At 35.6% G+C, this 17,635-nt stretch carries 15 protein-coding genes and 1 riboswitch; of the genes, 5 read left to right on the top strand and 10 right to left on the bottom strand.

All coding sequences use genetic code 11. From position 1 onward, the window contains the following. Positions 1-44: 44 nt before the first annotated feature. The 10 genes from NiCM35_RS04345 to NiCM35_RS04300 all read right to left on the bottom strand — a co-directional run bounded on the left by NiCM35_RS04345 (position 45) and on the right by NiCM35_RS04300 (position 8,897). The gene (locus tag NiCM35_RS04345; RefSeq protein ID WP_433778746.1) at positions 45-407 is read right to left on the bottom strand and encodes a fluoride efflux transporter FluC; all 363 of its coding nucleotides are present in this window, start codon (positions 405-407) and stop codon (positions 45-47) included. Continuing rightward, on the bottom strand, positions 400-780 hold the full coding sequence (locus NiCM35_RS04340; RefSeq protein ID WP_163186887.1) for a fluoride efflux transporter FluC: 381 nt from the start codon (positions 778-780) through the stop codon (positions 400-402). The genes NiCM35_RS04345 and NiCM35_RS04340 overlap by 8 nt, the downstream gene beginning before the upstream one ends. A 166-nt stretch (positions 781-946) precedes the next feature. Then, positions 947-1,150 (bottom strand): DUF6501 family protein, encoded by a 204-nt coding sequence (locus NiCM35_RS04335; RefSeq protein WP_095328743.1) that lies wholly within the window; start codon positions 1,148-1,150, stop codon positions 947-949. 71 nt (positions 1,151-1,221) lie between these two features. Then, on the bottom strand, positions 1,222-1,422 hold the full coding sequence (locus tag NiCM35_RS04330) for a hypothetical protein (protein WP_095328742.1): 201 nt from the start codon (positions 1,420-1,422) through the stop codon (positions 1,222-1,224). A 120-nt stretch (positions 1,423-1,542) separates the two neighbouring features. Then, a complete protein-coding gene (locus tag NiCM35_RS04325; RefSeq protein WP_123259431.1) occupies positions 1,543-1,743 on the bottom strand; it encodes a gamma-glutamylcyclotransferase in 201 nt (66 codons plus the stop codon). Between the two features lie 282 nt (positions 1,744-2,025). After that, complete coding sequence (gene odhB / locus NiCM35_RS04320) at positions 2,026-3,276, bottom strand: 2-oxoglutarate dehydrogenase complex dihydrolipoyllysine-residue succinyltransferase (RefSeq protein ID WP_095328741.1); 1,251 nt, start codon at positions 3,274-3,276, stop codon at positions 2,026-2,028. Between the two features lie 19 nt (positions 3,277-3,295). Then, the gene (locus NiCM35_RS04315) at positions 3,296-6,118 is read right to left on the bottom strand and encodes a 2-oxoglutarate dehydrogenase E1 component (RefSeq protein WP_433778743.1); all 2,823 of its coding nucleotides are present in this window, start codon (positions 6,116-6,118) and stop codon (positions 3,296-3,298) included. 424 nt (positions 6,119-6,542) lie between these two features. Beyond that, the gene (locus tag NiCM35_RS04310) at positions 6,543-7,934 is read right to left on the bottom strand and encodes a HAMP domain-containing sensor histidine kinase (protein ID WP_095328739.1); all 1,392 of its coding nucleotides are present in this window, start codon (positions 7,932-7,934) and stop codon (positions 6,543-6,545) included. Continuing rightward, complete coding sequence (locus NiCM35_RS04305) at positions 7,931-8,614, bottom strand: response regulator transcription factor (protein ID WP_123257663.1); 684 nt, start codon at positions 8,612-8,614, stop codon at positions 7,931-7,933. Before NiCM35_RS04305 ends, NiCM35_RS04310 begins: the two co-directional genes overlap by 4 nt. Before the next feature lie 160 nt (positions 8,615-8,774). Beyond that, a complete protein-coding gene (locus tag NiCM35_RS04300) occupies positions 8,775-8,897 on the bottom strand; it encodes a hypothetical protein (protein ID WP_268877103.1) in 123 nt (40 codons plus the stop codon). A 402-nt stretch (positions 8,898-9,299) separates the two neighbouring features. On the opposite strand from NiCM35_RS04300, the gene NiCM35_RS04295 reads away from it, so the two are divergent. The 5 genes from NiCM35_RS04295 to metH all read left to right on the top strand — a co-directional run bounded on the left by NiCM35_RS04295 (position 9,300) and on the right by metH (position 17,451). Then, positions 9,300-9,482 carry an H-type small acid-soluble spore protein gene (locus NiCM35_RS04295; protein ID WP_095328737.1) on the top strand — a complete coding sequence of 61 codons (183 nt, stop codon included), beginning with the start codon at positions 9,300-9,302 and terminating at the stop codon, positions 9,480-9,482. Between the two features lie 115 nt (positions 9,483-9,597). Next, a riboswitch (SAM riboswitch) is annotated at positions 9,598-9,711 on the top strand. A gap of 131 nt (positions 9,712-9,842) precedes the next feature. Then, positions 9,843-10,964, top strand: coding sequence for a methionine biosynthesis PLP-dependent protein (locus NiCM35_RS04290; RefSeq protein WP_095328736.1), 1,122 nt, complete (start codon positions 9,843-9,845; stop codon positions 10,962-10,964). Then, entirely contained in the window at positions 10,961-12,130 is a 1,170-nt protein-coding gene (gene metC, locus NiCM35_RS04285; RefSeq protein WP_163186891.1) for a cystathionine beta-lyase, read from the top strand. The genes NiCM35_RS04290 and metC overlap by 4 nt, the downstream gene beginning before the upstream one ends. A gap of 13 nt (positions 12,131-12,143) precedes the next feature. Next, positions 12,144-14,015 carry a bifunctional homocysteine S-methyltransferase/methylenetetrahydrofolate reductase gene (locus NiCM35_RS04280; RefSeq protein ID WP_433778739.1) on the top strand — a complete coding sequence of 624 codons (1,872 nt, stop codon included), beginning with the start codon at positions 12,144-12,146 and terminating at the stop codon, positions 14,013-14,015. Beyond that, positions 13,993-17,451, top strand: coding sequence for a methionine synthase (metH, locus tag NiCM35_RS04275; RefSeq protein ID WP_433778737.1), 3,459 nt, complete (start codon positions 13,993-13,995; stop codon positions 17,449-17,451). The genes NiCM35_RS04280 and metH overlap by 23 nt, the downstream gene beginning before the upstream one ends. Positions 17,452-17,635: the final 184 nt, after the last annotated feature.

Below are 17,635 nucleotides of genomic sequence, written 5' to 3'. Positions count from 1 at the left end.
CCACGCGTGAAATTTGTCCTTTTTTTAGATAATAAATGTTTCTTTTATAAATGGAGACCAACGTTCCACCCTGCAAAACAGAATAAAATTCCCCCTAAGAATGTCCCTAATATGTATATATATAACCCCATTCTTCTCTTTTCTCGATATAATGTTACTGCCTCAACAGCAAAAGTAGAGAAGGTTGTAAATGCTCCTAAAAAGCCAATTGCTAAAATAAAATAAACACTGGCAGTCACATCCATTCCAACGATTAATCCAAGTAGAAACGACCCGCCTATATTGACAATCATGGTCGGGATTGGGATAAACGCTTCCATTATTTTTTTTAGTTCATTTATAAAAAAGTAACGAGAAATAGCGCCAATAAAACCGCCAACTCCAATCAATAAAAGATTACTAACCATTTGATTTGCTCCACTTTCTTTCTCCAATTTTCATTCCTACATACGCAAAGCTAATTCCGATAACAGCACTACCAACAACGTAACAAATAGCGAGCAGATCACTACCATCAATTAACAAATGGACTGTATCCATACTGAAAGTTGATAAGGTAGTAAAAGAACCAATCATGCCTGTTCCAATGGCTGCGGCATACTCTGATTTTAGCTTTTGTCTTTTTATAATGGCACTTGTAAACCATCCTAGCATAAAGGAACCAGCAATATTTATTCCCAATGTTTGCAAGGGAAAATCATAGACAAAAGGAATTTGTCCTACAATATACCGCAAAATGCTCCCAATCACACCGCCAATCCCAACAAATATATAGTTCATTATTATTCATTCCCTTAACAATTCAATAATATCAAATCAGAATTATAATTATAATAAAAAAAGATGTCTAATGAAAAGAATCGTTATGATCATCAAAGGATTTCTATTAATCCATTCATCCACTAAAGATCCATAACTTTTCTATCATAAAAGACATCTTATATTCTTATATTGTTTGAAAATAGTCTTTGTAAAAACCGCCAATTTTACCAGAGTTATCTACAACAAAGTAAAATTCCTCTGTCTCGTTCTTTACTTCATACTCTTTCCCTACTGTTAACACTCTATTAACAATGTATTTGTTTGCATCGGTATGTATACATTTTACTTTTTTAACAGATGGTTTCTTTTCCCAGTTTTCATGTATCATTTTATTGCTCCTTTCATTCTAGTACTATCCTAGTATAAAGGGAAACCGATACATAGTGCAATAGATTCTCATTATGAAACTAAATTCTGTAGTTCCTTTTCCATCCACATTATCTTATTTCTTTCAAATGTAAACCATTTTCCTGTATCTACTTGTAAAAAAGTCATGTAGCATTTGCCATTAATCCAATCCAAGCGTTTGAAATCCAATGCATAATACGATGTATGATTATATTTGATGACATAAAAGTTTTTATGTTCTTGAATATACATTTTATGACCTTCTTTCTAAGATGTAGTTACTATTCTATACCACAGCTAAACTGTCCCTTAAACCCAAAAAAATATTATATTAGTGTAACATTATATTTAATTTTTGTTTCGATATGCTCTTCATCTGCCTCCTGTAATTTCCTTTTTGAGCATTTCTGGTTTATTGCAAACATAAGTAAATGCCTCCCCAGTAATTTCTTTTTGATGAACAGTAACGATCTTTCGGACATATAAATTATCAATGCCGTTTTGGTAATGGTCAGCAAATCCATCTAAAATCAACAAATCCGCAAATGGTACAGCATATAGTTCTCCATACACTTTTTATGATCAGCTAATATTAAAAATGGATAATCAATGTTTCCATCGTATAATTTTCCATGTACCCAAGCTTCTTCTGTCAGACACGGAAAATTTTCTACCATATAATGATTTATTTCTTCTTTTAGCAAAGCCTCCTAGACATGTTTCTCATCCAGAAAACTCCTTAGCTATTGGTTCGAATCAACACTTTTTGTGCGATTTCAAATACTATTCTATTATAAAAAGATACAGGGAGTTTCCGGTAGTAGAAACTCCCTGTATCTATATTTAGCAAAGTAATTAAGCTTCAAACAATAGGGACTCAGGATCTTCTAGTAGATCTTTTATTCTTGCTAGGAATGTAACTGCTTCTTTCCCATCAATGATACGGTGATCATAAGAAAGAGCCAAATACATCATTGGTCGATTTTCCATTTTCTCTGCATCGATCGCTACAGGCCGCAGCTGGATTTTATGCATTCCAAGTATACCGACCTGCGGTCCATTAAGAATTGGAGTAGATAACAAGGAGCCAAAAACACCGCCGTTTGTAATAGTAAATGTCCCACCCTGTAAATCGCTTAAAGATAGTTTGTTACTTCTTGCTTTACTTGCAAAGTCTAATATTTCACTTTCTATTTCAGCGAAGTTTTTACGGTCAGCATCTCTTAAGACTGGTACCACAAGCCCTTCATCTGTTGATACAGCAATACCAATATCATAATATTTTTTTAAGACAATTTGGTCACCTTGGATTTCAGCATTTAATAATGGTGCTTTCTTTAGAGCTGCTACGACAGCTTTTGTAAAGAAAGACATAAAGCCAAGCTTCACATCATTCTCTTTTTGAAATGCATCTTTTCTACGATTTCTTAATGCCATAATATTAGTCATATCAACTTCATTAAAAGTAGTTAGCATTGCCGTATTTTGTTTAACCTCTAATAATCGATTAGCGATCGTTTGTCTTCTTCTTGTCATTCTCACTCTTTCCACTCGATTATCTGATTCTACAGCAGGTGCTTCCTTTTCCACTTTCGGCGTTTGGGCTGACTGTGGTGAAACTGATGAAGCCGCCTTTTGATCATGTGCTGCAACATCTTGGGCTCTTACTCTTCCTAATGGATCATTCGTTTGGACTGCTGTTAAATCGATTCCTCGCTCTCTTGCCAGCTTGCGAGCAGCAGGTGAAGCAATTGGATGTTGTTTATTAACTAGTTCTTCTTTTTGTTCTTTTGGCTCTTCTGCACTTGGAGTTTCTGGTTCAACCTTTTCAACTTTTTTTTCTTCTGCTGTCTGTGGTTCTTCAGCAGCTCCTTCTGCATTTACTATCGCAATTGTTTCACCAACTTGAACAGTATCTCCTTCATTTGCTTTTAATTCTTGAATGATTCCACTTTCTTCTGATATAATTTCCACATTTACTTTATCTGTTTCCAATTCAACAATATAGTCGCCCTTTTCCACATATTCCCCTGTTTTCTTTAACCATTGCGCTACAGTTCCTTCGGTGATTGATTCAGCTAATTCTGGTACCTTAATCTCTGCCATTTTAATTTTCCCCCTCAATTCATTCCATAGTCAATGCTTCATTTATGATTCTTGCTTGATCTTTACGATGAACAATTGGATCCCCTTCAGCAGGACTAGATCTTCTTCTTCTACCAACATATTGTAAGGAAATAGAATTGGAAATTAGCTTTCTAATTCTTGGTTCCATAAAGCTCCATGCTCCCATATTCTTTGGTTCTTCTTGCACCCATACTACCTCTTTTAAATTTGGATAGCGTTGAATAATTTCTGTTAGCCTCTCTTCTGGGAAAGGATAAATTTCTTCAACTCTTGCAAGATGGATTGCTTCTCCATTTTCAAGCTTTTTGTGTGCTTGATATAAGTCAATCGAAATTTTACCTGTAGATAGAACTAAGCGTGTAACAACATTGTCATTTTCACCAGTATTATCTACTTCCAAAACAGAATGAAAAGCACCTTCACTGAATTCTAATCCATTAGAAGCAACATCAGCATTACGCAGTAAGCTTTTTGGTGTCATAATAACTAAAGGTCGTACTTCTTCTTTGTTTAAAATTGCTGCCTGTCTTCTTAAAATATGAAAGTACTGAGCAGATGATGATAAGTTTGCAACAGTCCAGTTATTTTCAGCTGCTAAAATTAAGAATCGCTCCAATCTTGCACTTGAATGCTCTGGTCCCTGTCCTTCATAACCATGTGGCAAAAGCATAACTAAACCAGATTTTTGTCCCCATTTCGCTCTGCCAGCTGCAATAAATTGGTCAAACATTACTTGTGCTGCATTAGCAAAATCACCAAATTGCGCTTCCCATAACACAAGTGTTTCGGGAGCATGAACATTGTAACCGTACTCAAATCCTAATACAGAACCTTCAGACAACGGACTGTTATGAACAGCAAATGATGCTTTCGCTTTAGATAAGGTATGTAAAGGTGAATACTGGTTGCCAGTTACATAGTCATGTAAAATAATATTACGATGAGCAAACGTACCACGTTCCGAATCCTGCCCAGAAAGTCGGATTGGTGTTCCGTCTTCTAAAATCGTTGCAAAAGCCAATGTTTCCGCTAAAGACCAATCGATTTTACCTTCCCCTTCCAATGCAGCATTTCTCCGCTTTAAAACTTTTCCTAATTTATCAAAAACTTGAAATTGAGATGGATAGGAAAGCAACTCATTATTTATATGTTTTAATTGATCAATCGGAACAGCCGTATTAACATTCGGCAATTGTCGCTCCACAGAATTAGGCGGATTAGTAATAACCGGATCTTCATTTTTCTTCGGTACTCTATCATGTGCTTCTTTAAGTTTTCTTGTAACTTCTTCTTTCAAAGCTTGGATTTCTTCTTCTTTTATCACATCCTCCGCAACTAGCTTTTCCCCGTACAGCTTAGTAATAGTTGGATGTTCGTGAATTAACTTGTACATTAATGGATTTGTCGTCATTGGTTCATCCATTTCATTATGACCATATCTTCTATAGCCAATTAAATCGATTAAAAAGTCCTTCTTAAACTTCTCTCTGTATTCGATAGCTAGTTTTGCAGCTTTTATACATGCTTCTGGATCATCTGCATTAACATGGATTATTGGAATCTCAAATCCTTTTGCAAGATCACTAGCATATCTAGTAGATCTCGAATCACTAGATTCTGTTGTAAATCCAATTGTATTGTTAGCAATAATATGGATCGTTCCACCTGTTCGATAACCCTTTAATCCTGTTAAATTTAAAGTCTCCGAAACAATTCCTTGCCCAGGAAAAGCAGCATCTCCGTGGATTAGAATAGCTAGTGATTTAGTAGAATCTTCCTCTGGAAACCCAGGTTTTGTTCTGTCATCCTGTGACGCTCTAGTAAATCCTTCTACTACTGCACCTACAAACTCAAGATGACTTGGATTATTTGCAAGAGTCAGCCGAACATTTGAAACATTATTTGATTTAATTTGTCGATCTAAGCCTAAATGGTATTTTACATCCCCAGTCCAGCCAAAGCTAATACCTATGGACCCTTCAGATGGTACCAACTGTTTATTAGGAGCATGCTGAAATTCTGCAAATATCATTTCATAAGGCTTTTCTAATACATGTGCTAACACATTTAATCGCCCTCTATGCGCCATTCCTATATTAATATTTTGAGCACCATTTACTACAGATTCAGATATAATCTTATCTATCATCGGGACCATTGTATCAAGACCTTCAATCGAAAATCTCTTTTGACCGACATATGTTCTATGTAAAAAACTTTCAAATTCTTCTACTTCTATTACCCTTTTTAGAAGCTTTCTTTTTAACTCTCTATGACATGCTGGTTTTAAGCTCCCTGATTCTACTTTAGACTGCAGCCAGTTTTTTTCTTTAATATCATTAACATGATAGTATTCAAATGCAATGGTCTTTGTATAAATTTCTTTTAAATATTGAACCGCTTCATAGCCATTTGATATATGGTTAGGAGCATCTAGACAAATTAAACGGGCTGGAATCTTTTCTAAATCTTCTTTCGTTAAATCAAAACGAGCTAAATCAAATAACTCATACTCTCTCTTATGATCCTTTAATGGATAAATATCAGCCGCCAAATGTCCATAGGCTCTTATCTTATTCACTAATGTTACTGCTGCAATAATTTTTTCAACTTGAACTTCGGATTGTAGAGATAAATGATTCGTGTTAGTTTTCTCTTGATTATCAATCGGGGGTCCCCATTGATCAAAATGCCTTTTCATTTCTTCATCAACTGAATTTGGATCTTGAACGTATTTCTCATAAAGCTCCATTACAAGCCCTAAATTCGGCCCATAAAATCTTGGTTGGTATGAGACTGTACCATCAGATGGCTTCTCCATGAAAATTTCCCTCCACCACTTTAATTATCTTTTTTATCTTCCCTTTGTTATTGCGCTTTACACCTTGTAGTGAAAAAACTTTTTTAAAACGTTTACATTTCTATTCTATCATGGTTTAATTACAGCTTCAAAAGTTTTACACATTTTTATGGTAAAAAAATTAAAAATATTTTTTATCGGCCTTATCTTCAGAAAAAAAACAATCTTACTAGTAATCTTATGCAGCATAAAATTTTACATGACAAAGGAAAAGAATGTGAAATATAATTAACTTGGATAAAAAAAGCCAGACAAACATTGTTTCATCTGTTTGTCTGGCTTAGTTAGTTGCTCTTAATATGAATACTTCAAAAGAAATTGCAGGCGCTTCGCTCAGGCTATATTCGGCGCCCTGCTCATCTTCCCCCTTTTTCTTTAGTAGTAACTATATATTAAAGCGAACAATTACTTTTGTTCCTTGACCAACCTTACTTTTAATTTCAATTGACCCATTATATAAGCTTACAATTTGCTTTGCGATGGCTAATCCAAGTCCTGTTCCACCTTGTTCTCTACTCCTAGCTTTATCTACTCGATAAAACCGATCAAATACTTTTTCAAGATGTTCTTTCGGTATTCCAATTCCATGATCGGTAATTTCTAGGATAAAATGGTTGCCTGTTTCATACGTATGCAGAAAAATATTTTTTTCATGTACAGAATATTTCACCGCATTATCAAGTAATATAGTAGTTATTTGCTGCAAATGTTGTTCAGATACCTCATAAAGATGGAGAGAGTCAAGCTTTACCTCGAAAGTAAAATCATCATGAAGCATTACAAAATCACGAATAGTATGCTCAAAAATCCACTTTACCCTCTCTGGCGTTAAATCTGACTCCATTCTATTTTGCTCTAATTTGGATAAGTCTAATAAACTGATAATTAGTTTTTTTAGTCGAGCAACTTCTTCAGTTGATGTTTGGAGTGACTCTTCTAATATATCTTGATTATTCTTCCCCCATCTATTCAGCATGGAAAGATGACCCTCTAAGACAGAAACCGGTGTTCTCAATTCATGGGAAGCGTCTTCAATAAATTGTTTTTGCTGCTGAAAGGATTGTTCAATCACATCCATCATCTCATTGAAAATATGAGATAAATCAGCGATTTCGTCCTTTTGAGGATAGACTGGCATCCTTTCCTTAAAACCACTGTTTTTAATTTTTTTCATTGTTTTTGTCATCGAATTAATTGGTCGTAATAATAAATAGGAAATAAAATAACCAATAAGGGCACTGATAATTAGTGCAGCAATTGCAAACATTGTCATGGCAAACCATAAGTGTTCTCTCACTTTATCTAAGGATTCCAGGGAACGAATAATTTCTACTCTGCCATTAAATGCTTTTGTCTTAATTTCCTTACTATAAACTAATGAATTATGATCTCCAATTGAAATATAATGAAACTGTTCATCATTATATATTTGATTTGGCTCAATAATTGGGAAATCTCCATTCATATCTGCAAGGATGGCTTGTCCATTTTTATCTAAAATACGAATAAGCTGGTTATCGTTATTGAGTTTTTCTAATAAAGTGACATTTGCAGTGATTTCTTCGTCTGTAGGATGCTTTTCTTGCAGGTTCAATTGTTTAACAACTTGATTCATTGTTTGTTTTACATCTGTTTCTTCCTGATTTAATAACCAAGAAGAAACAGTGTGAAATTCAAAAAAGGAAAAAATAGAATAAGTTAAAAAAATACTAAATGATAATCCAAGCGTTAATTTCCATTTCCAAGGTAAAAGAGATATTTTTTTTATCCATTTCATCTCATCACATATCCTATCCCTCTGACCGTTTCGATATATACTTCTTGTCCAGATGGATCAAGCTTATTCCTTAAATACCTAACATATACATCGATTACGTTTGTTTCTACTTCTGATTCATAGCCCCAGATTTTTTCTAATAATATATCTCTTGATAAGACAATATTAATATTGGTCATGAACATATAAAGCAAATCATACTCTCTTTTGGTTAAGGACAGAATCTCTTCTCCTTTTTTGGCGATATGTGATTCCACCTCCAGTGTAATATCTTTATAAGTCAACTTTGTCATAATTTGATTGGAAGTATTTGTTTGTGGCTCTATACGGCGAAATAATGCACGTAATCTAGCAAGCAGTTCTTCAATCGCAAATGGCTTAACCAAATAATCGTCTGCGCCACTATCTAATCCAGAAACTCGATCTAAAACGCTATCCCGTGCAGTTATCATTAATATTGGGGTGTTTTTTGTTTGACGGAGTCTTCTACATACTTCAATGCCATTTAATTCAGGCAGCATTAAATCTAATAAGATAATATCCCAATCTTCCTCTAGTGCCTTTTGAAGACCGCTTCTACCATCTGAGCAAACCTCTGTTTTATATCCTTCATATGTTAATTCTAACTCGATAAATCTCGATAAATTTTTTTCGTCTTCTATAATCAAAATTTTTTTCATTATACCACGCTCTCTATTTTACATAAGCAATGTTACAAGCGGAATGTTGAAATTTGATTTATAATGAAAGGAAATTTCAACAAAACTGCTTTAACCTGCCTAAAGATATGATTATTTTATCATGTTAGAAGCTTGATATACAAAATTTACCCCGTAATCTTTAATTTTGCTTCGAAAACATTGAATCCATAATAGCATGTGCCATTTCTACAAATTGAAATCCGAATAAAGACGCTGCAGTTATGGAACTAAAAACAATCATCGCAATGCGAAGAAAATGCATGTTTCATCTCTCCTTTGAATTGAACTTTTGCATTAAAGTATGGAGAATTATTATTCCATTCCCCATTAATACATATAGTAAGCACTTTTTCTGTTAACTTTATAAGTTAAAAAACTTTTCTAATGTGCTTAAGTGAATAAAACTTATGGTATACCTCTTTTTGTAAAAAAGCATGAAAGTAACATTAAAATTTGATGAGAAGAAAAAAATAAGGCATATAATTGATGGAATGAGCCATTATAATGTTAGAAACCTTTCGGATAACTATCAGCCCTGACAACAGATTTAGTACATTCATACGAAAGAATCGAAGTGATCATGAAGATATAATTATCTATATGAACAATCGTTAATTACTTTTCATTAAATAGAGAGTTTTTGGTAAGTTTAGGAGGTCGATCAATGAATATTGGACGTGCGATTGAAATTATGAATGCTGCAGATATGGTAGATGTTAGTTATCAAGGAGAAAAGATCATTATCCAGAATGTAAATGAAAAAACAAAAAAAGCAACTATCTATACGAAAACAAATCCAGATTACGAGTTAGATGTTGATGTGTACCAGCTTATCGAAGAAATGTGATGATATATTCACCTTTATTACAATAGGTAGAATATAGTTTCTTTTCAGAAATAACAAAATATTTCTTGCCAACAAACGAAATATATAGTAAATTAATAGTCAATTACATAAGTAATTCTTATCAAGAGAGGTAGAGGGAATGGCCCAGCGAAACCTCAGCAACCTTCAGTATTTTTACATACTGAAAAGGTGCTAATTCCATCAAGCATTTAAGCTTGAAAGATAAGAAGAATGACCATTAATAATCAAAGTCTTCTTCTTATAACGAAGAAGACTTTTTTCATGTCATTTTTCTTGACCACTTCTTGATTTGTTTTGATTACATAAAAATTCCAAATATGAGAATAGGAGAGTTATAGAATGTATAGTTTAGAAACAAAGTTAGCGCAAATTGGTAATAGAAGTGAAACAACTACTGGTGCAGTTAATCCGCCCGTTTATTTTTCCACTGCCTATCGTCACACAGGTATTGGAGAGTCGACTGGCTATGATTATACACGGACAGGAAATCCTACACGAGAAATATTAGAAAATGCTATTGCCGAATTAGAAGAAGGCGACCGCGGCTTTGCGTGTAGTTCAGGAATGGCAGCAATTCAAACAATCCTTTCCCTTTTTCAAAGCGGTGATGAATGGATTATTTCTAAAGATTTATATGGCGGCACATACCGTCTATTAGAACAAGGTTATAAAAAATGGGGCCTTCGATGTACGTACGTTAATACTTCAGATACAGATGCTGTGCGTGCGGCCATCTCCTCAAAAACAAAAGCAATCTTCCTTGAAACTCCTACGAATCCTTTAATGGAACAAACGGATATTTCTGTGATTGCTTCCATCGCAAAAGAACACAATATTCTGCTTATTGTTGACAATACATTTTATACTCCTATTATCCAACAGCCGATCCGTTTAGGTGCTGATATCGTTATCCACAGTGCAACAAAATATTTAGGTGGGCATAATGACGTTCTTGCTGGTCTTATTGTTGCAAAAGGAGAAGAGCTTTGTAATGAGCTCGCCTTACACCATAATTCTGCTGGAGCTGTTTTAAGTCCCTTTGATTCTTGGTTATTGATGAGAGGAATGAAAACACTGGCGTTAAGAATGGAAAAACATGAAGAGAATGCGAAAATACTGTCTACTTTTCTGCAAAAACATGAGGCTGTTGTAGATGTCCTCTACCCTGGTCGTGGCGGAATGATCTCGTTTAGAATCCAAAGTGAATCTTGGGTAAATCCATTTTTGCAAAGCTTAACGTTAATCTCATTTGCCGAAAGTCTTGGAGGGGTGGAAAGTTTTATTACATATCCTGCCACTCAAACTCATGCAGATATTCCACTAGAAGTCAGATTAGAAACTGGTGTCGATAATCGACTATTACGTTTTTCAGTTGGTATTGAAAATGCAAATGATTTAATCAAAGATCTAGATAAAGCTTTCTCTATTGCAAAGGGAATTGCACAGGAGGTAACAATATGACAACATCATATACATTTGAAACAAAATTGCTTCATAATAAACATAAATTCGATCCAGACACTGGAGCTGTCAGCGTGCCAATTCAGCACGCTTCCACCTTTCACCAAAAGGATATTGATGAATTTGGAAAATATGATTATAGCAGAAGCTTAAATCCGACAAGAGAAGCACTAGAAGAAGTGGTGGCAGAATTAGAAGAAGGAACGCATGGCTTTGCCTTCTCTTCTGGAATGGCTGCAATTTCAACTGCTTTTCTATTATTATCACAAGGTGATCATGTCGTTATTTCTGAAGATGTATATGGTGGAACATATCGTATGGTGACGACCGTATTGAACCGATTTGGAATCGATCATACCTTTGTAGATATGACGAATCTAGAAGAAGTTGAAGCAGCTATTTTACCAAACACAAAAGTGCTTTATGTAGAAACTCCTTCCAATCCTTTATTAAAAGTAACAGATATTGAAGCAATTAGCTTACTTGCCAAAAAATACAGTGCACTTACTTTCGTGGATAATACGTTTTTAACACCAGCCTTACAAAAACCATTAACGCTAGGTGCGGATGTTGTACTTCATAGTGCTACTAAGTTCTTATCTGGTCATAGCGATGTAATCGCTGGAGTAGCAGTAGTTAAAGATGCAGAGCTCGCAAAGCAAATTGGTTATTTACAAAATTCGTTTGGCGCAGTTCTTGGTGTTCAGGATTGCTGGCTACTCCTTAGAGGAATAAAGACCTTGCATGTTCGGATGAAGCATTCAAGTGAAGGGGCAAGAGTGATCGCAGAGCATTTGCAAAACCACCCATTAATAAAAAAAGTGCATTATCCAGGATTCGAAGACCACCCTCAATATGCGATCCAAAGAAAACAAGCGCTAAATCCAGGCGCGGTTTTCTCCTTTGAGTTATATTCAGAAGAAGCAATGCGTACTTTTGTAGAGAATGTAAAACTGCCTGTATTCGCCGTTAGTCTTGGTGCGGTTGAATCGATTCTATCCTATCCAGCAAAAATGTCTCATGCTGCGATGAATCCTTTAGCTAGAGCAGAACGGGGAATTACAGATTCCCTTCTACGTTTATCCGTTGGATTAGAAAATCCACTAGATTTAATCAATGACTTTGATATAGCTCTTAAGAAGACAGCAGAGTTACATTTTATTTAACTGGAGGCTTACAATGAACTTTCTCGATAGGCTAAAAAATGAAATCTTAATTGGTGATGGTGCTATGGGCACCCTCCTCTATTCTTATGGAAAAGATACATGCTTTGAATCTTTAAACCTTTCTCACCCTGAACAGATTGAGCAGGTTCATCAAGCATATATCCATGCCGGCGCAGATATTATCCAAACCAATACATATGCTGCCAACTATTTAAAATTACAAAGATACGGATTAGAAGATAACGTGAAGGAAATAAACAGCGCAGCCGTAAAAATTGCCAAAAAAGCCGTGGAAAATAAAAATGTAAATGTACTTGGTACAATTGGTGGAAATAGAGGAATGAAGCCTCAAGCTATTAGTTTAGAAGAGTTGAAGCGCAGTTTCCGTGAACAGCTTTACTGCTTGTTATTAGAAGATGTCGACGGCATTCTTTTGGAAACATTTTATGATTTGGAGGAACTCGAAACAGTCCTGGAAATTACGAAAAAAGAAACAGATATTCCAGTCCTAGCCCAGCTTTCCATACACGAAATAGGGATTTTACAAAACCAAATATCCCTTGCTTCTGCTTTCGATAGATTAGAGAATTTAGGTGCTGATATTATTGGGTTGAATTGCAGATTGGGACCACACCATATGATTGCTTCACTTGAACAAATACCATTACCGAGGAATGCATACTTATCTGCCTTTCCAAATGCTAGTTTACCAAGTTATATTGACGGAAAATTCGAATATAAAGACAATGCGGAATATTTCCAAAGATCAGCAGAAGAATTTAGAAAGCAAGGCGTTCGACTTTTAGGAGGCTGCTGTGGAACAACACCTGAACATATCAGAAATTTCGCAAAAGTGTTGAAGGATGCCTCTCCTATTACAGAAAAAACAATTGAAACTAATAAGGCTGTTGTTGATTCTATATTGGAGCATTCCCCTCCCCCTAGGGATTACACCCCTTTGGAGGAAATTGTAAAAACCAGAGCTTCTGTTATTGTGGAATTAGATCCTCCAAGAAAACTAGATACGACGCGCTTCTTTGAAGGTGCAAAAAAACTTAAAGAAGAAGATATAGATGCATTAACACTTGCAGACAACAGTTTAGCCTCTGCACGGATTTCCAATACAGCAATTGCTACATTAGTAAAGCAAAACATTGGGCTTCGCCCTCTCGTTCATATTGCTTGTCGGGATCGTAATATAATTGGTTTACAGTCTCACTTAATGGGACTACATACATTAGGAATTCATGATGTCCTAGCTATTACAGGAGATCCAGCTCGAGTTGGGGATTTTCCTGGTGCTTCTTCTGTCTATGATATGACTTCATTTGACTTAATTTCGATGATTAAGCAATTAAATGAAGGTCTCTCTTTCTCTGGGAAAAATCTAGGACAAAAAACGACATTTTCTGTTTCAGCTGCATTTAATCCAAATGTACGTCAGGTAGAAAAAGCGGTAAAACGGTTAGAGAAAAAAATAGAATGCGGTGCTGATTACATTATAACCCAGCCTGTTTACTCCGAACAAAAAATAATCGAATTATATGAAGCGACAAAACACATTGACACACCTATCTATATTGGTTTAATGCCATTAACAAGCAGTAACAATGCGGAGTTTTTACACAACGAGGTTCCTGGCATAAAAATATATGACTCCATTCGGCGCACCATGGCACAATTTAAAGACAACCCAGTACAAGCAGCACAGCAAGGTCTCAAAATCACCAAATCTTTAATCGACACTGCAGCCAATTATTTTAACGGTATTTACTTAATAACACCGTTTTTGCGGTATGAGCTTTCTGTAGAATTAGCTCGCTATACGAAATTACGAACTGCTGCACTTAGGAGGACAACTGATGCAACAAACTTCATTAGCTGAACAGCTTAAACGAAAAATTATCATTATGGATGGCGCAATGGGAACAATGCTCCAGCGAGAGAACTTAACGGCAGCCGATTTTGGTGGAGAAGAATTAGAAGGATGCAATGAAAATCTTAATCTAACAAGACCAGATATTATCACGAAAATTCATGAATCCTATCTCCATGCCGGAGCAGATATTATTGAAACCAATACATTTGGTGCAACTAAAATTGTCCTAGATGAATATCATCTAGGACACATTGCTTACCAGCTAAATGTTAAAGCTGCAAAACTTGCCAAAGAAGCAGTCAGGAAATATTCTACACCTGATTGGCCAAGATTTATTGCTGGTGCAATGGGCCCAACAACGAAAACATTAAGTGTCACTGGCGGCACTACATTCGAAGAACTCATTTCTTCTTACGAAGAGCAAGCATTAGGATTAATCGACGGCGGTGTTGATCTTCTCCTTCTAGAAACAAGTCAGGATATGCTGAATGTTAAAGCTGGATTTTTAGGTATTAAACAAGCATTTACAAAAACTGGGAAAGAACTTCCGCTAATGATTTCTGGCACGATTGAACCAATGGGGACTACTCTTGCCGGACAGTCGATCGAAGCATTTTACATTTCCGTTGAACATATGCATCCTATCGCTATTGGCTTAAACTGTGCAACAGGCCCAGAGTTTATGCAGGATCATATTCGCTCACTTTCAAGTCTGTCTAAGTTTGCTGTTAGCTGTTATCCTAATGCTGGCTTGCCTGATGAAGAAGGAAACTATCACGAAACTGCCTCCTCTCTAGCCAATAAACTCGTTGGATTCGCAGAAGAAGGCTGGCTAAATATTGTTGGAGGCTGCTGTGGTACTACACCTGAGCATATTCGTGCAATTGCCGAAAAAATGAAAGAAATCTCCCCGCGAAAAGTTGCAGAAACTAATTTTCACATGGTTTCTGGAATTGAGCCCTTTATTTATGATGATCCTACATTAAGACCAATTATGGTTGGAGAACGGACAAATGTTATTGGTTCTAGAAAATTTAAAAGGTTGATAAAAGAAGGAAAATACGAAGAAGCATCAGAAATTGCCAGAGCTCAAGTCAAAGGCGGAGCCCATGTTATTGATATTTGCTTAGCAGATCCCGATAGAGATGAAATGCAAGACATGGAGCTTTTCATGAAAGAAGTTGTAAAAAAAGTCAAGGTACCACTTGTTATTGATTCAACTGATGAACAAGTAATAGAAAAGGCACTCTCCTACTCACAAGGAAAAGCAATCATTAATAGTATTAACCTGGAGGATGGCGAAGAAAGATTTCAAGCTATCGCCCCTCTCATCCATAAGTATGGAGCCGCTGTTGTTGTTGGAACTATTGATGAAGATGGCATGGGAGTTACTGTAGAGAAAAAACTACAAATAGCAAAGCGATCATATGATTTGTTAACGAAAAAATATCAAATTAATGGTCAAGACATAATATTTGATCCCCTTGTCTTTCCTGTAGGAACGGGAGATGAACAGTACATCGGCTCAGCATTAGCGACAGTTGAAGGAATTAAGGAAATAAAGCAAGCATGCCCGGACGTCCAAACTATTCTTGGCATAAGCAATGTTTCCTTTGGTCTCCCTCCTGTCGGTCGAGAAATATTAAATAGTGTCTTTCTTTATCACTGCACACAAGCAGGCCTTGACTACGCAATCGTTAATACAGAAAAATTGGAAAGATTTGCGTCCATTAGTAAAGAAGAAATTGAATTAGCTGAAAAGCTATTATTTGAAACAACAGATGAAACGTTGGCTATTTTTACGGACTTTTATCGAGATAAGAAAAAAGAAAAGATCAATTCACTTGAAAATTTAACATTAGATGAACGGTTAGCTTATTATGTTGTTGAAGGAACTAAAGAAGGATTAATAGCTGATTTAGCCATTGCACTTACTACATATAGTGCCCCACTAGATATTATTAATGGTCCTCTTATGGATGGAATGAAGGAAGTTGGCCGCTTATTTAATGATAATCAGCTAATTGTCGCAGAAGTGCTGCAAAGCGCAGAAGTAATGAAAACGGCTGTTTCCTTTTTAGAAGGATATATGGACAAAAATGTTTCTACCTCTACTAAAGGGAAAGTTATTTTAGCAACTGTTAAAGGAGATGTTCATGATATCGGCAAAAATCTCGTTGATATCATTCTCTCTAATAACGGATATGAAGTGATTGATCTCGGCATCAAAGTTCCCCCAGCAGATTTAGTTTCTGCTATTAAAAAGGAACAACCAAATATTGTTGGCTTGTCTGGCTTACTTGTCAAATCGGCACAACAGATGGTACTAACAGCTGCAGACATGAAACAAGCTGGCATAGAAGTTCCTATCTTAGTAGGCGGAGCAGCATTATCAAGAAAATTTACCGACACAAAAATTTCACGTGAATATGATGGATTAGTGTTATATGCAAAAGATGCTATGAATGGCTTATCTCTTGCAAATCAGCTGACTAATAAAGACGAATTCGATTTGCTTAAACAGGAACATGAAAAGAAAAAGCAATTACTTTCAGCTAGTCCTGTAAAAGAATATACAAAACCTGTTATCACTGGTATTAAAAGAAAAACTGTTAACACAGATGCTCCCGTCTTTGTCCCGCAAGATATCAAAAGACATATATTAACGACTTATACGACTAGTCATATTAAACCATATATTAATAAACAAATGCTCTTAGGTCACCATTTAGGAGTTAAAGGAAAAATTGATGTTTTGCTAGAAAAGAAAGACGATAAAGCTGTCCAATTAAATAATATGATTGAACAACTGTTAAATGAGGCTGAACAAAATAATTGGATACTGCCAAAAGCGGTTTATCGCTTCTTCCCTGCTCAATCAGATGGCAACAATATCTATATCTATGATTCAAAAGACAAAACGAAAATAATCGAAACCTTTGATTTTCCAAGACAAGAAAGAGAACCATTTTTATGCTTAGCAGACTATCTAAAATCAGTGGATAGTGGAGTGATGGACTATGTTGCTTTTTTTGCTGTAACAGCTGGTACTGGTATACGGGAAGCAGGAGAACAGCTAAAACGAGATGGAAGATTTCTTGAATCCCATGCCCTTCAATCCCTTGCACTAGAAACAGCTGAGGGGTTAGCAGAATTAATTCATCGTCAAATTAGAGATAGATGGGGATTCCCTGACCCGGCAACTTTTACAATGAAGGATCGCTTTACAGCAAAATATCAAGGACAAAGATTTTCATTTGGATATCCAGCTTGTCCTGAATTGGAAGACCAGAAAAAATTGTTCAGCTTATTGTCACCCGAAGATATTGGCATAACCTTGTCAGAAGAATGTATGATGGAGCCAGAGGCATCTGTTTCAGCAATGGTATTTGCCCATCCAGATGCACGTTACTTTAACGTCTTATCCAGCAATTCCTATTAATATTATTCTCTAGTAAGATGTTTACTAACTTCAAAAATCCAATCCAGCTGATAGCAAAGCTGGATTGGATTTTTCTTTCCTCTGTCTGTGTTCATTTTTTAACTGTAAAATACTATTTATAATTATCCTATTTTTATCCTTTTAGTTCTATATACATTCTTAATATTATGATAAACTTACAATT

The organism is Niallia sp. M35 (assembly GCF_050971705.1).
GTDB lineage: Bacteria > Bacillota > Bacilli > Bacillales > Cytobacillaceae > Niallia > Niallia circulans_A.
This window is presented reverse-complemented; position numbering and strand designations above follow the sequence as displayed.